The following is a 15,005-nucleotide window of genomic DNA, read 5'->3' on the forward strand; positions in this document are numbered from 1 at the left end:
CCTTGGTTGTGCATCTCGACAAGAGACTGCTTAAATTCTGGTGAATATCGAATCATATAAAAAATGCTCCTCTGCTATTAGTTTACAGGGCAGAGAAAAATCTGTCCGTAAATCTAGCATAAGAGCAGTTTAAAATGTTATATGAATTGCTACAGTCGGAAGATTTGACTTATCGCGAATTTAATCAGCTGCTCGAGTACGCAAAGAGAATGCGAGAATTGTGGGGAGTTTCACCAGAAAGACTGAAAAAAATAATTCAACAGAATCCAAATCCGCAAACGGCTTTTGAGGCGCTTGCTATACAAGGCCCTTTGAAAAACGCAATCGTACTGATTAGAACTTCTGAAACGGGAATGCGAAATCATATAAGAATTGGTGAAACTAGTTTATTTAGGGTTGTTAATTCAGAGGAAGATGTTGACCCACAACGTTTAGTAAGAAGTTTCTATACGTTAACAGACAGAATAGTAGATGAAGCACCTTCAAAATTTCGAAGTGTAGTAGAAAAGGTTGCATCAGATGATGAATTTAAAAATTTTGGGACCTATAACTACGAGATGTGGGGATTTGAAATTACAAATGCAGAGGATATAAACCAAGCACTTAGAGAAGTAGTGATCAAATTTGAAAATTTGTGGCAATTTGAGAATAAGCGAACTAAAAAATTCGTGATGCCGGTAGCGGTTAAGTATATTGATGGCGAATTGACGAAACTAGGAATTGGCAGTGATTTGTCAAGAATGGATAAACTATTGAATCTTTCTAAAAAAGAAATACAATTCGAACGAGATTTTTTGGAATATTTGTTTGATGGGGATGCTACCGACCTAGAAGTTGCAATTCATGGTCTGATTCGAACTAAGAAACATATTGAGTCATTGCCATACAGCGTACGAACTGCGTTGATTTGGTCGGAATTAGAATCTTTATTTGCTGATGAAGAGGGGACATCGATCGCATTGAGTGTTAAACAGGGAGTTTCGAAGTTAGTTCAAATGAATTGGCTGAAGTTGCTGTTTGACGATAACATTAAAAAATTGATAATTACATATTGCAACAATACGAGGGTGATAAAAAGTTTTTTAATTCGTTTGGATTGCTCGGTCATATGAACCCAGTGTCGGCTTTAAAAGCTTTAGTGCAAATTAAGGAATATAACATTCAAAATTTGAATGATGCAACACTGTCTCTTATGGTCAATGATGTTTTATTCACCCTTAAAAATAAACAGAGTATGTTTAGCGAGTTACAAGCGGCGAAAAGACGGGTGTTTTTAGAATTAAATATCGTTTATTCTACTCGTAATAATCAAATTCACGGTTCTGGGAAGACGTTGAGCAGGACTGATGACGCATTTCTATTAGCGATTAAGTATCTTAACCAGGTTATTGATTATTTGTTGAAAGTTTATGATGATTCAGATGATTTACCGATTGATGTTGCAATGGAACGAGGAGCTGAACGTACCGACATGGTTTACGAGATTTTAAAAAATCACGAAAGTTTAACTATTAATGATTTGAAGTACATGTTGAATTAGTTGCCTAAAAACTTTGTAATTCTGACTAATGAAGAATATCCGATTGGGTATTCTTTTTGTTTATTGCGTTTGTTTCGCAAATTGGGCATATGTATTCGGTACAGTAAAAGCATTAAGACATACGGGAGAGAGTAATTATGCCTTTTACAAAACGAATTATTGCTGGTTCAACGTTAATTACGCTGTTGCCAATTTTATTTGGTGCCGTTTTGTATCAGCAGTTGCCTGATCGCATGCCCACACATTTTGCAGCAGATGGATCTGTCACAGCGACTATGCCCAAGTTGGCAGTGGTGCTTGGACTACCGTTGATATTTGCCATCATAAATGTCATTGTCTTGGTATTTATGAATGCTGACCCGAAGAATAAACACTTAACTGGCTTTCCAGTGGCAATTATCGCGAGCCTAATTCCGTTTATTACGGTCGCAACGATGTTAATGGTGGATGTCTTAGCGCTTGGCTACCGGGTCCAAATCACAACGGTGGTGATGTTCATCTTAGGCATTGTGTTTATCGCCATTGGCTTGGTGTTGCCGAAAGTGGATACCAGTTACACCATTGGTATCCGCACGCCCTGGACGCTGTCAAACCGCAATAATTGGCGCATGGTGCATCGTTTAGGTGGTCGCTTGTTCATTGGTGCCGGAATCTTGCTATTCGGTTGTGCAGGATTTAATCACACGCCAATTTTCTTAACGATTCTGGCCATCATTATTTTGATCGTTGTCATCGTCCCAATCGTCTATTCATATCTGCTTTGGCGCGAATCAAACCGTTAATCAATCGTGATTTGGTGCTATCATTAATCTCATGAAGGTAGGGGATGGGATATGTACGTATTGTTAATTATCATAGGGTTGTTATTTTTCGTTGGTGGGCTATATCGAGCCATAACGTGTCTCTTTGCCTGGCAACTACATGATGCGTTGATGGGCCTAGCCGGTACCGGGATAGGTATTGTGATTTTGGTCGTACTGTTTATGGCTGGCATACTCTTTGATTTGGTGCCTGGCAACAGTGATGGCGGTGGTGATGATGATGGTTTGCCAATTATTATGGAAGAAATCATCGCTCACGAAGACGAGTTGGAGAACCATGATAATGGGGATGATTCATCAGCAAATGATGATTAAATGCCTATTCGACAAATCGGACACTTAGCGTTATACTAACCTTACATTAGAAAATAATGAGGGAGGAACGCTAATTATGGCAGTTCAAGATATTACGGATGCAACATTCGAACAAGAGACAAATACAGGGGTAACGTTGACTGACTTCTGGGCAACGTGGTGTGGTCCTTGCCGCATGCAATCACCTGTTGTTGAAACGGTGGCTGAATCAATGCCTGACGTAAAGTTCAACAAGATGGATGTTGATCAAAACCCTGCCACGGCCCAAGAATTTGGTATCATGGCTATTCCAACGCTCCTTGTAAAGAAGGATGGCGAAGTGGTTGAACGCTTGACTGGTTTCATACCAGCACATCAACTAGAAGCAATTTTGGCGAAGTACGCCTAACGATTAAACGAGATGTTTATGCATCTCGTTTTTTATTTGGACCAGTTCACGATGTGGACTGGTCTTTTTTATTAGCAAGCCATCTAATTGTACTGACAAATAAACAATTGGAAATAAAGCGACCCTGTAAAAGTCTGAAATTGTACGCACAACAAAAAGTGCAACCTAAACAAAAATATTCGTGAATTATGTAACAATCGAGATGATGAATGCCTAAACACAAGCTATTCCCGACGTTTGGACGAAAATTTGACCTTTGTAACTGATTTGAGACGATTTTTTTGCGTCAGTGAAATTAATTAATTGTCCGTATGACATATTTGGGGTTGTTTTATGTTGTCCGGACGAATAGAATAAAACATGTAAAGAAAGCGCTTTCTTGTATTGCCTGATAAACACCATTCGCGCATTAGGTAATTTAAATTATTTAGACGAGAACTAATTTAATTAGTTGTATTAGGTGGAGTAATCATGAAAGAAAAAAAGATTTCAAGTAAATTCATTTACTTCTTCGGCGCGTTCGGGGGAATTCTATTTGGATATGACATTGGTGTTATGACGGGGGCCTTGCCATTCTTGCAGAATGATTGGAACTTGCAAAACAATGCCTCAATCATCGGTTGGATCACATCATCATTGATGTTGGGAGCAATCATCGGAGGCGCTTTGGCGGGTCAACTTTCTGACAAACTTGGTCGTCGTAAGATGGTTTTGATTGCAGCGGTTTTGTTCGCAGTATTCTCACTTGCATAAGCCTTGTCACCACACGATGGGCAATATTACCTGATTGCAGTTCGTATCTTCCTAGGACTTGCAGTCGGAGCGGCATCAGCTTTGGTGCCAGCGTACATGTCTGAAATGGCGCCAGCCGCAGTTTGTGGGCGTTTGTCAGGTATTAACCAATTGATGATTGTGTCAGGTATGCTGTTGTCATATATCGCAGACTACGCCTTGCAAGGTTTGCCTGAAAGCATCGCATGGCGCATGATGCTTGGTTTGGCTGCTGTGCCAGCCGTTATCTTGTTCCTAGGTGTGCTTCGTTTGCCTGAATCACCACTATTCTTGGTTAAGCAAGGTAAGTTGCAAGAGGCGCGTCAAGTTTTGAGCTGGATTCGCCGTTCAGAAGAAGTCGAAGCAGAAATGCGCGACATCGAAGATACCGCAGCTGGTGAAGCTGCTGTAAGTAAGGCAACGTCATGGGGAACGTTGTTTACAGGTCGTTGTCGTTACTTGGTGATTGCTGGAATTGGTGTTGCTGCCTTCCAACAATTCCAAGGTGCAAATGCTATTTTCTACTACATCCCATTGATCGTTGAAAAGGCGACTGGTTCATCAGCAAGTTCAGCTTTGCTTTGGCCAATTGTTCAAGGTGTGATTTTGGTTATCGGTGCCTTGGTTTACATGGTGATTGCCGACAAGTTTAAGCGTCGTACGTTGTTGACGGTTGGTGGAACTGTGATGGGATTGTCATTCTTGATGCCAGCTGTCTTGAACGCCGTGATGCCTAACATGAGCCCAATGATGATTGTTGTGTTCTTGAGCATCTATGTGGCCTTCTACTCAGCAACTTGGGCCCCATTGACTTGGGTATTGGTTGGTGAAATCTTCCCATTGGCTATCCGTGGTCGTGCAAGTGGTTTGGCCTCATCATTCAACTGGATTGGATCGTTCTTGGTTGGATTGTTGTTCCCAATTATGACGGCTGCTTTGGCCCAAGAAGCTGTGTTTGCCATCTTCGAAATTATCTGTGTACTTGGTGTTGTCTTCGTTCGCGTGGCAGTGCCAGAAACGCGAGGTCGTTCATTGGAAGAAATCGAACAAGTTGGTGCTGCCCGTGCTGCTCTTAAGGGTGAAAACGGTGTGGTAGAAGGACGCGAATCCTAGGCTACAGTGAAAATTCACAAAGTTAGCGGGAAATAGGAGAGAGTTATGACTAATAACGATATTAAAACGGTTATCAATACTGGCCAAGCAGCCCTTGGTATTGAATTTGGTTCAACTCACATCAAGGCTGTCCTGGTAGCGCCGGACTTTTCGACGATTGCCGTGGGGAGCCACGAATGGGAAAACAAGCTTGAAAATGGTGTTTGGACGTACTCGCTAGAGGATATCTGGTCGGGTGTTCAAGATGCATACCGTGACATGGCGGATCAAGTTAACCAAAATTATGCGACAGTAATTCGTAATCTATCATCAGTTGGCTTCGCAGCCATGATGCACGGTTACATGGCATTTAATAAAGGTGATAACTTATTGGTGCCATTCCGTACTTGGCGTAATGCCATGACGGCTGATGCAGCCAAGCAATTAACGACGTTGTTTGATTTCAATATTCCGCAACGTTGGAGTATCGCGCACTTGTTCCAAGCGATTTTGAATCAAGAGGCCCATGTGAAGGATGTTGCCTTCATGACAACGTTAGCTGGCTATGTGCACTGGCAGCTGACCGGTGAAAAGGTATTGGGTGTTGGGGATGCTTCTGGTATCTTCCCAATCGATTCACAAACCGGCGACTATGATGAAGCGATGATTGAGAAGTTTAATCAATTGAAGGCGGTGCAACAGTACCACTGGACATTGCGTGATATTTTGCCAACGGTTAAGACGGCTGGTGAAGTTGCCGGTCGTTTGACTGATGAAGGTGCTAAGCTATTGGATCCGAGTGGCTTGTTGACAGGTGGGGCAATTGCTGCCGCTCCTGAAGGTGATGCCGGTACGGGGATGGTTTCAACCAACTCAGTTAAGCAACGTACGGCCAATGTTTCAGCCGGAACATCTGCCTTCGCCATGATTGTGTTGGGAAAGGCGTTGTCTGAAGTTCACGAAGATATTGATATGGTTACGACGCCGGATGGATCAGCAGTGGCCATGGTTCACGCCAATAATTGCACGTCTGAAATTAATGCTTGGGCCCGTGTGTTTAAGCAATTCTCACAAGCAATTGGCGTCGATATCAGTAACAACGACTTGTATGGGGCACTGTTCCAGTCTGCATTAGATGGTCGTCCAGATGCTGGTGGCTTGTTGAGTTACGGCTATCACTCAGGTGAGAACATCACTGGTGTTAGCGAAGGTCGTCCGTTGTTCGTTCGTACACCGAACGCTGAATTCAATTTGCCGAACTTGATGCGTATGCATATTTTCTCAGCCTTTGGTGCCGTGAAAATTGGTTTGGATATCTTGAAGCAAGAAGATGTTGCGATGGACTCAGTCGTTGCACAAGGAGACATCTTCAATACGCCGGTGGTTGGTCAAAAGCTTTTGGCTGCCGTTATGGATGCGCCAGTAACGTTGATGACGAACGCTGGTGAAGGTGGTCCATGGGGAATGGCTGTCCTAGGTCAATATGTCACGATGCGTCGTGAAGATGAATCGTTGGCGGACTTCTTGGAGAAGCGTGTGTTCGCTAACCAAGACAGTACGACAATGGCACCTGATCCGGTGGATGTGACTGGTTTTGAAGAATTTATGGTTCGTTATAAGGCGGGAATTGGTATTGAACAAGTTGCTATTACGGCACTGACGGACGAACCGGTAGTCATAAAAGAAGAGGAGCGTGATATTCATGTTGGAGAACTTGAAGCAGCGGGTGTATGACGCAAACATGGCTTTGCCAAAGCACAATTTGATTAAGTTTACTTGGGGAAACGTATCAGAAATTGATCGTGACAGTGGCCTCTTTGTTATCAAGCCATCCGGCGTTGCTTATGAAGATTTAACACCTGACGACATGGTTGTTGTGGATTTGGATGGCAATGTGGTTGAAGGTGACTTGAACCCATCAAGTGATACAGAAACTCACCGTGTGTTGTATCGTGAGTTTCCGGAAATTGGTGGCATTGTGCACACACATTCACCATGGGCGGTTTCATTCGCGCAAGCTGGTGTTGATATTCCGGCTGCTGGAACGACACATGCAGACACGTTCTACGGGGATGTCCCTGCAACAACATTGATGACGGACGATGAAATTATGGGTGAATACGAACTTGAAACGGGAAACGTTATTGTGAAAACGTTTGAAGATCGTTGCATCGATCCGGTCGAAGTGCCAGCGGTATTGGTACAAGATCACGGTCCGTTTGTTTGGGGACCAAACGCTGCTAAGGCAGTATATAACTCAGTTGTGTTGGAAGAAGTTGCACAACTGGCCTACCACACGATGATGTTGAATCCACACAATGTGCACATGTCACAAACGTTGTTGGATAAGCACTATTTGCGTAAGCATGGTGCGAATGCTTATTACGGACAAAACACGGCGAAGCCGGTTGCAAATTAAAATTAGCGAAATTACTTAGGAGATTAATGATTATGTTTAACGAAAACAACTACAAGTTCTGGTTTATCACGGGTTCACAATTCTTGTACGGACCTGAAACATTGCAAGAAGTTGAAGCAAACGCAAAGAAGATTGTGGACGGCTTGAATGAATCAGGCGTATTGCCATACCCAATCGAGTTCAAGTTGGTAGCCACAACGTCAGAAAACATCGCAGCAACGATGAAGGAAGCCAACTTCGATGACTCAGTTGCTGGTGTGATTACGTGGATGCACACGTTCTCACCAGCTAAGAACTGGATCCGTGGTACGCAATTGTTGCAAAAGCCATTGTTGCACTTGGCAACGCAATTCTTGGAAGAATTGCCATACGAGACGATTGACTTCGATTACATGAACACGAACCAATCTGCCCACGGAGATCGTGAGTACGCATTTATTAACGCTCGTTTGGGCATCAATAACAAGATTATTGCTGGTTACTGGCAACATGATGACGTGCGTCAAGAAATTTCAAACTGGATGGACGTAGCGGTTGCTTACAACGAATCATTTAAGATTAAGGTTGTGACGTTCGGTGACAAGATGCGCAACGTGGCTGTTACTGACGGTGACAAGGTTGAAGCACAAATCAAGTTTGGTTGGACAGTTGATTACTGGGCTGTCGGTGACTTGGTAGAAGCGGTTAACCCCGTTAACCCTGACGACATCGACGCCAAGTACGCTGAATTGTAGAAGGAATACGACTTCGTTATCGGCGACAACACACCAGAAAAGTTTGAGCACAACGTGAAGTACCAAATCCGTGAATACTTCGGTATCAAGCACTTTATGGACAAGCACGGTTACACGGCCTTCACAACGAACTTCGAAGATTTGTTCGGTTTGGAGCAATTGCCAGGTTTGGCTGCACAATTGTTGATGGCTGAAGGTTACGGCTTCGCCGGTGAAGGAGACTGGAAGACGGCTGCTTTGACGCGTTTGATGAAGATTATGGCGCACAACGAAGCAACGGTCTTCATGGAAGACTACACATTGGACTTCCGTAAGGGTCACGAAGCTATCTTGGGATCACACATGTTGGAAGTTGATCCAACGATTGCATCAGACAAGCCACGTGTAGAAGTTCACCCATTGGGTATCGGTGGTAAGGATGATCCAGCTCGTTTGGTCTTCACGGGTATGGAAGGTGACGGAATCGACGCCACGATGGCTGACTACGGTAACGAGTTCAAGTTGATGTCATATGATGTGACTGGTAACAAGCCGGAGGCTGAAATGCCTCACTTGCCAGTGGCTAAGCAATTGTGGACGCCAAAGCAAGGTTTGAACCAAGGTGCTGTTGGTTGGATGTCAGTTGGTGGTGGTCACCACACGGTTTTGTCATTCAAGATTACGGCCGAGCAATTGCAAGATTTGGCTAACATGTTCAAGTTGACTTACGTAGACATTAAGGGCTAATTGTATTTTCAAAACGTCTTAAAAACTTAAATCATCTCAAAAGTTACAAAGCAGGAGCGACGTTCACAAAAACGTCGCTTTTGTGTTTTAAAAACATCGGGTAAAATAGCTTGTGGAGGGACTCACAATGTCAGATTTAACAACAAAAGTAACCCTTGCCGATGGCCACCAAATGCCATTGCAAGGTCTTGGACTATATAAGGTGACCAACCAAGCTGAATTGACAGATGTCATGAACGCGGCTTGGGAAAGTGGCTATCGCCTATTTGATACCGCCCAAATATATCAAAACGAAGGAATGCTGGGTACGGCTATCAAGGATCTCGCGTTGCCACGTGAGGAAATGTTTATCACAACTAAGGTAGCGGAAAGTAACCAAGGTTATGATGCGACGTTGGCATCTGTTGAAACGTCATTGCGCGAGTTGGACATGGATTATGTTGATTTGTTGTTGGTACACTGGCCATTGCATCAACATTTCTTTGAAACGTGGCGTGCATTTGAGCGTTTGAAGGATGTGGGATTGGTGAAGTCGATTGGAACTTCGAACTATGGCATGGTGCACTTGCAATATCTTGCCACGCAAGCGAATGAGCAACCTGTTGTCAACCAAGTGGAAAACCACCCACATTTGACGCAAGATGCGTTGCTGCAATATCACAAGGATAACAACATTCAAACGCAAGCGTGGGCACCGCTTGGCCGTGGGTCAGTCTTGGCTGAGCCGGTGACTGTTGAAATTGCGGCAAAGCACGGCAAGACGCCAGCACAAATTGTATTGCGCTGGCACGTGCAACGTGGCACGAGTATCATTCCAAAGTCATCAAAGCCAGAACGTGTCATTGAAAATGGTAACGTGTATGATTTCGTTTTGACTGATGAAGAAATGACATTAATTACGAATTTGAATAAGTTTGAGCGCATCAGCCAAGAACCAGAACAGGTTTATGAGCGTGGCACACAATACCCACACTAAAACATACAAAAACAGCGACACTGCTGAGCTTGATGATCAAGTCTCGGCAGTGCCGCTGTTTTTTTGTTTACGCTTGGCGTTTAAAGCGCTTATTTACCAGCTTTTCAAATTTATCCTTAAACTCAGGACTCCAACGGCTCCAAACTAGGATGAACCAGGCGATGATGAAGCCGACTGTCAGTACGAAAGCGATGGTATCTGCAACAAGAGCGGGTGTACCGAAGCTTTTAAGGACTAACATGATCAGTAAATAGAAGAATGGGCCGGCGACAATTAAGCCGAGGGTCATCGCAAGGGAATCTTCTCGGTCGTGAATGATCGCCGTGGCTTCTTTTTGACCGGTGATGACGAGTTTGATGAATTCTGGCTTGGTGACAATGTTAATGTCGCCTTGTTCATCTGCAGGCAAGGTTTGCCTAAATGCCAAAGCTTGTTCAATATGATCGCCGACCGAATAAGGGGCGACAGTTTCACCGAAGGCAGTTGGACTTAAGTTAAATAGTTCGTTGTAAGGAACGGTTGCCGTCTGTGCCTCGGAATAAATGGTTAGCGTCGTTGCGCCTTTTTTAACGAGATAGTACATAACAAAATCCTCCGTTACATAGTACGCTCATCCTATTTAACTTCATTATCCAGGGCAGGGCGCGTTGTTTCAAATTATTTGCTCAAAAGAAAAAGAAGTTCCCGCCATTGGCGAGAACTTCTTTTAATATTTAATCAACGTGGCGACTTGAAGAGTCGCGAACGATTAGGTCGCTTGGGTAGTGAATGTTTTCTACCTTGTTGCCGTTAATAATGTTTAGCAACATGTTTGCAGCGTCACGGCCCATTTTGCTTTGTGGGTGACGTACAGTTGTTAGGCTTGGTGTCATGTATTGCGACATGGCGTAATCGTCAAATCCGACAATCGCAACATCTTCTGGCACACGCAGGCCAAGTGACTTGACCAAATCAATGGTTTGAATCGCCAAAGCGTCATTGTACAGCGCCAAGGCCGTTGGACGATCGGCTGCTTCGAGGTGCGCCTCAATCTTATTCAAAATTTGGGCGTTACTTGCTTCATCATTTGATTGATACATCACGATGTTACTGTGTAGCGCGATGGCTGGGTATTGTTGATAGGCCTTGTAGAAGCCTTGCATACGGTGCGCACCTTGCACATCGTCGACCTTGAACACCCCAAGGATGCGTTCGTGACCTTGATTAATCAGGTGAGTAATCAAATCAGCTTCGGCGTTTGAGTCGTCAACTTCCAAGTAGGGGAAATCGAAATGCTCATACGTTGAGTTGATAAACACGGTTGGGATATTCAACTCATGAATCTGATCATACAAGTCTTTGTTGGGATTTGGTAGGGCAGACATCGTTGGTTCGATAATCAATCCGTTAACCCCGGTTTCAATCATGCGCATCAAACTTTGACGCTCATGCTCGTAAGTGTTGTGCGTGTTACTAATGAAGAGCGAATAACCTTCGTCAGAAATCACACGGTCAATTCCGCTGATGATTTCAGGGAAGATATAGTCGGCTAGGTGCGTTGTGATAACACCAATCACCTTGTTGTCAGTTGCAACGGCTGGCGCTTTATTCCAGTCATCAACATACATACCGCCACCTTGTACACGGTATAGGAAGTGTTCTTGTTCCAAATCACTAGTTGCGCGACGAACGGTGTAGCGGCTCACGCCATATTGTTCAGTTAAGTTGGCTTCGGTTGGTAGCTTGTCGCCGATGGCGTACTTACCAGCGAGAATATCATCGCGAAGCCCTTTCTTAACGATATCGTATTTTGTATCCATATCAATTAGATCTTATCTTTCTGTCTTTATCGTTCTTTCATTATACAAGGGATTGTCTGAATTTGTTAGACGAATCAGTGAATTGTTATGAATATTGGCAGAGTTTTATGATTTGTCCGTACAAATGTAAGCGCATCTGATATTAAGGACAGTCGTCACTATTTGAGAGCTAGTTCTGGGGAGAAAAAATAGTTTTACCGTGTAAACGCACGTATATAAAGGTTTGTGGCCATTGGCAACTTACAATTACATTGTGAATAAAGTATCAAACTTTAAGAAACTGTGAACTGTTCGTGAAAAGGTCATATTTGGGGCTGTAAGTTGTCCGTACAAGTTATTTAATAATAATCGTTAAAGAAAAAAACGCTTTCAGATAATGTAGGAGTTTTACAGATATGACAGTTAGCTACGAAAATCCGGTTATTATCCAACGTGCTGATCCATTCATTTACAAGCACACGGACGGTTACTACTACTTTGTTGCTTCAGTACCAGCTTACAACTTGATCGAGTTGCGTCGCGCCAAGACGATTGATGGTTTGGCACATGCGATGCCACGAACAATCTGGCGTAAGCATGATTCAGGTACTGGTGAACAAAGTGAATTGATCTGGGCACCGGAGCTGCACTACACAGATGGTAAGTGGTATGTCTACTACGCAGCATCACACACAACGGCATTTGATGAAAATGGGATGTTCCAACACCGCATGTTCGCCATCGAGTGTGAAGCAGCTGACCCAATGGAAACTGAAGATAACTGGGTTGAAAAGGGTCAAATCGAAACCCACCTTGATTCATTTGCGTTGGATGCAACGTCATTCGAATTGAATGACAAGTTGTACTACGTATGGGCGCAAAAGGATCCAGCAATTAAGGGTAATTCAAACTTGTACATTGCTGAAATGGAAAATCCATGGACGTTGAAGACAGCGCCGGTCATGTTGTCAAAGCCAGAATTTGATTGGGAAACTAAGATTTTCTGGGTGAACGAAGGGCCAGCAATCTTGAAGCGTAACGGCAAGGTGTTCTTGACGTTCTCAGGATCAGCAACCGACGAAAATTACGCAATGGGGATGTTGTGGATTGAAGATGATAAGGATGTTCTTGATGCCGCTAACTGGCACAAGCTCGACCACCCAGTCTTCCAATCTGACATGGAAAACGGTTTGTACGGACCAGGGCACAATTCATTTACGGTTGCTGAAGATGGTGAAACGGATTTGTTGGTTTACCACGTACGCAACTACTTGGACATCAAGGGTGATCCTTTGTACGATCCAAACCGCCACACGATGGTGCAACCATTCGAGTGGGATGACAACGGCTTCCCAGTATTCGGTAAGCCACAACCATTTACTTTTAACTAATACATGAAAACTCAGGGGGGATAATCATGAGTCAAGTTGTTAAGGAAAGCAAGCATTTTTGGGTATTTGCTGCTTCACACTTTAGTTACTTCTTTATTTGGGCCATCACATATGGATTCTTGACGCTTTGGTTGGGTCAAGAAGCAGGTTTGACCGGAGCGCAATCCGGCGTGGTCTTCTCGTTGATGGCAGGAATGTCATTGCTGTTCCAACCGTTGTTCGGAATTATTTCGGACAAGTTGGTCTTCAAAAAGACGCTGTTGATTACAATCGCAGTCGCTGGAATCTTCATCGGACCTTACTTCCAATGGGCCTTCATGCCAATCTTGGCCATTAGCCCAGTGTTGGCATCAATCGTAACGGGTGTGGTCTTGGCCCTCATCTTGAATGGTGGTGTGTCAGTTATTGAGCAATACGTGCAACGTGCATCATTGGCCAACAAGTTTGAGTTTGGTCACTCACGTATGGGTGGATCTGTTGCCGGTGCCGTATCAGCCTTGGTTGCTGGTCGTTTGTTCTTGTGGCAACCAAACGCAATCTGGTGGGCCTGCCCGGCTTCAGCTGTGTTGCTAACAATGTTGTTGTTGTTCTCAACGAAGATTAACTTCACAAACGCAGCTGCTGCAATGGGAACTTCAAATGAAAAGTTGACGAAGAAGGATATCTTCTCAATCTTCAAGTTGCGTAACTTCTGGATTTTGGCCCTATTCTACATGGGTGCCTCAGCTTTGTTCGACGTGTTCGACCAACAATTTATCGTCTTCTTTAAGACATTCTTTGAGACTGATGCTCAAGGAACAATGATGTACTCATACATGAACTCAGCACAAACGGTTATCGAATTGTGCTTGATGATTCCAATGCCATTTATCATCAACAAGATTGGTGCCCGTAATGGATTGTTGATTTACGGATTCTTGACGTTCGTTCGTATCTTTGGATCAGCGATGGCACCATCATGGGAGTGGATTGTATTCTTCCGTTTGCTTGCCGGATTCGAAATGCCTTTGCTATTGGTTTCAATCATGAAGTACATTTCAGGTGCCTTCGACATTCGTTTGTACGCAACGGTTTACGCTTTGGCATCAAACTTTGCTAAGCAAATTTCAGTCTTTATCTTCTCAACTGTAGCCGGATCAATGTACGACAAGATTGGTTACCAATCAACGTACTTGATGATGTCAGCTGTGGTTTTGGTTATCACGTTGGTAGCCGTATTCTTCTTGGAGCGTGAAAAGAAGGTTAACCCAGTTGAAGAAGCAGCAGGTGGACCGGTCGAGCAGGTGACCGAGCCACAGGCGTAACTCTAACAAAAAATGTAATTGCGAAAGATTTTTAAGTTATAACCCGGATTATTCATCAAGACAAACAAAAAACCGCTGAAACAGCAAGTTAATACCGTTTCAGCGGGTTTTGCGCTTTCACCCGTTGAGTGAAAACCATAGGAGCTCTTTTTTATGATATTTTGTTAGTGGAAAACAAACCAAATACTCAAAAATTGGAGCGTCTAAAATTATGACTCAAAAAGTATTACCTAGCAACCATTTAGTTGCAGTTTCAGACAATGGGGCACCAATTACCTCGGATGGTGGCAACGTGCTGCTTAGTATTTTTCTGAATTCGCCTGTAATTTCCAGGCTCTTTAATAACGTTGAATTCAACGATAATCGCAAAAATCCACGCTATGCTAAGGTAGAATTGTTATTGTAAATGCTCATTCAAGTTATCGAAGGTTATCGCAACGACGACGTTGCAGATTACTTGACCCAAGATATCGAACATCGACTTGTTTATGCGCAAAACATGGCATCTCAACCAACTATTTCCAGATTTCTATCACATCTCACGAACGAAGACATTGATGAGCTACAAGAATTAAATCGTCGTATTGTCTCTTTAATTGATGAAAGATCAGCCAACACTGAACTGGTGCTAGATTTGGATTCAACCTACTTTGAGACCTTTGGTCATCAAGAAAAAATTGGTTTTAATTATCACTACTTGAACGTCGGTTACCATCCGCTTATCATGACCGATGCTTTAACTGGAACCGT

At 43.6% G+C, this 15,005-nt stretch carries 14 protein-coding genes and 2 pseudogenes; 14 read left to right on the forward strand and 2 right to left on the reverse strand.

Going from position 1 to position 15,005, the window contains the following annotated elements; translation table 11 throughout:
* Positions 1 to 134 precede the first annotated feature (134 nt).
* From C6P11_RS04805 to C6P11_RS04850, 10 genes and pseudogenes are all read left to right on the forward strand, one after another.
* Positions 135 to 1,112, forward strand: a complete 978-nt coding sequence (locus C6P11_RS04805; RefSeq protein ID WP_135519038.1) for a hypothetical protein — start codon at positions 135 to 137, stop codon at positions 1,110 to 1,112.
* The gene (locus tag C6P11_RS04810) at positions 1,109 to 1,540 is read left to right on the forward strand and encodes a hypothetical protein (protein ID WP_135519040.1); all 432 of its coding nucleotides are present in this window, start codon (positions 1,109 to 1,111) and stop codon (positions 1,538 to 1,540) included. Before C6P11_RS04805 ends, C6P11_RS04810 begins: the two co-directional genes overlap by 4 nt.
* 137 nt (positions 1,541 to 1,677) lie before the next feature.
* Complete coding sequence (locus C6P11_RS04815; RefSeq protein WP_135519042.1) at positions 1,678 to 2,322, forward strand: SdpI family protein; 645 nt, start codon at positions 1,678 to 1,680, stop codon at positions 2,320 to 2,322.
* 51 nt (positions 2,323 to 2,373) lie between these two features.
* Positions 2,374 to 2,676, forward strand: a complete 303-nt coding sequence (locus C6P11_RS04820; RefSeq protein WP_135519044.1) for a hypothetical protein — start codon at positions 2,374 to 2,376, stop codon at positions 2,674 to 2,676.
* Between the two features lie 76 nt (positions 2,677 to 2,752).
* Entirely contained in the window at positions 2,753 to 3,064 is a 312-nt protein-coding gene (trxA, locus tag C6P11_RS04825; protein WP_135519045.1) for a thioredoxin, read from the forward strand.
* Positions 3,065 to 3,532: 468 nt separating this feature from the next.
* Positions 3,533 to 4,948: pseudogene (locus C6P11_RS04830) on the forward strand (sugar porter family MFS transporter).
* 45 nt (positions 4,949 to 4,993) lie between these two features.
* A complete protein-coding gene (locus tag C6P11_RS04835; protein WP_135519047.1) occupies positions 4,994 to 6,661 on the forward strand; it encodes a xylulokinase in 1,668 nt (555 codons plus the stop codon).
* The gene (locus tag C6P11_RS04840; RefSeq protein ID WP_135519049.1) at positions 6,630 to 7,346 is read left to right on the forward strand and encodes an L-ribulose-5-phosphate 4-epimerase; all 717 of its coding nucleotides are present in this window, start codon (positions 6,630 to 6,632) and stop codon (positions 7,344 to 7,346) included. Before C6P11_RS04835 ends, C6P11_RS04840 begins: the two co-directional genes overlap by 32 nt.
* 32 nt (positions 7,347 to 7,378) lie before the next feature.
* A pseudogene (gene araA / locus C6P11_RS04845) lies at positions 7,379 to 8,806 on the forward strand (L-arabinose isomerase).
* A gap of 127 nt (positions 8,807 to 8,933) precedes the next feature.
* Positions 8,934 to 9,782, forward strand: coding sequence for an aldo/keto reductase (locus C6P11_RS04850; protein WP_135519051.1), 849 nt, complete (start codon positions 8,934 to 8,936; stop codon positions 9,780 to 9,782).
* Positions 9,783 to 9,849: 67 nt separating this feature from the next.
* Here C6P11_RS04850 and C6P11_RS04855 read toward each other — a convergent pair whose 3' ends face one another.
* Complete coding sequence (locus C6P11_RS04855; protein ID WP_135519053.1) at positions 9,850 to 10,365, reverse strand: hypothetical protein; 516 nt, start codon at positions 10,363 to 10,365, stop codon at positions 9,850 to 9,852.
* 130 nt (positions 10,366 to 10,495) lie between these two features.
* The gene (locus tag C6P11_RS04860; RefSeq protein ID WP_135519054.1) at positions 10,496 to 11,581 is read right to left on the reverse strand and encodes a GntR family transcriptional regulator; all 1,086 of its coding nucleotides are present in this window, start codon (positions 11,579 to 11,581) and stop codon (positions 10,496 to 10,498) included.
* A 395-nt stretch (positions 11,582 to 11,976) separates the two neighbouring features.
* Between C6P11_RS04860 and C6P11_RS04865 the strand changes: the two genes are divergently transcribed.
* The 4 genes from C6P11_RS04865 to C6P11_RS04880 form a co-directional block, all read left to right on the forward strand.
* Positions 11,977 to 12,951 (forward strand): glycoside hydrolase family 43 protein, encoded by a 975-nt coding sequence (locus tag C6P11_RS04865; RefSeq protein WP_135519056.1) that lies wholly within the window; start codon positions 11,977 to 11,979, stop codon positions 12,949 to 12,951.
* 26 nt (positions 12,952 to 12,977) lie between these two features.
* Positions 12,978 to 14,255 (forward strand): oligosaccharide MFS transporter, encoded by a 1,278-nt coding sequence (locus tag C6P11_RS04870; RefSeq protein ID WP_135519058.1) that lies wholly within the window; start codon positions 12,978 to 12,980, stop codon positions 14,253 to 14,255.
* A 211-nt stretch (positions 14,256 to 14,466) separates the two neighbouring features.
* Entirely contained in the window at positions 14,467 to 14,661 is a 195-nt protein-coding gene (locus tag C6P11_RS04875) for a hypothetical protein (protein ID WP_135519060.1), read from the forward strand.
* Positions 14,662 to 15,005 (forward strand): transposase (locus C6P11_RS04880; protein ID WP_210114222.1); only part of this gene is annotated, 344 nt, incomplete at its 3' end. It lies immediately after the preceding gene.

It is taken from the genome of Weissella confusa, from assembly GCF_004766315.1.
Lineage (GTDB): Bacteria > Bacillota > Bacilli > Lactobacillales > Lactobacillaceae > Weissella > Weissella confusa_A.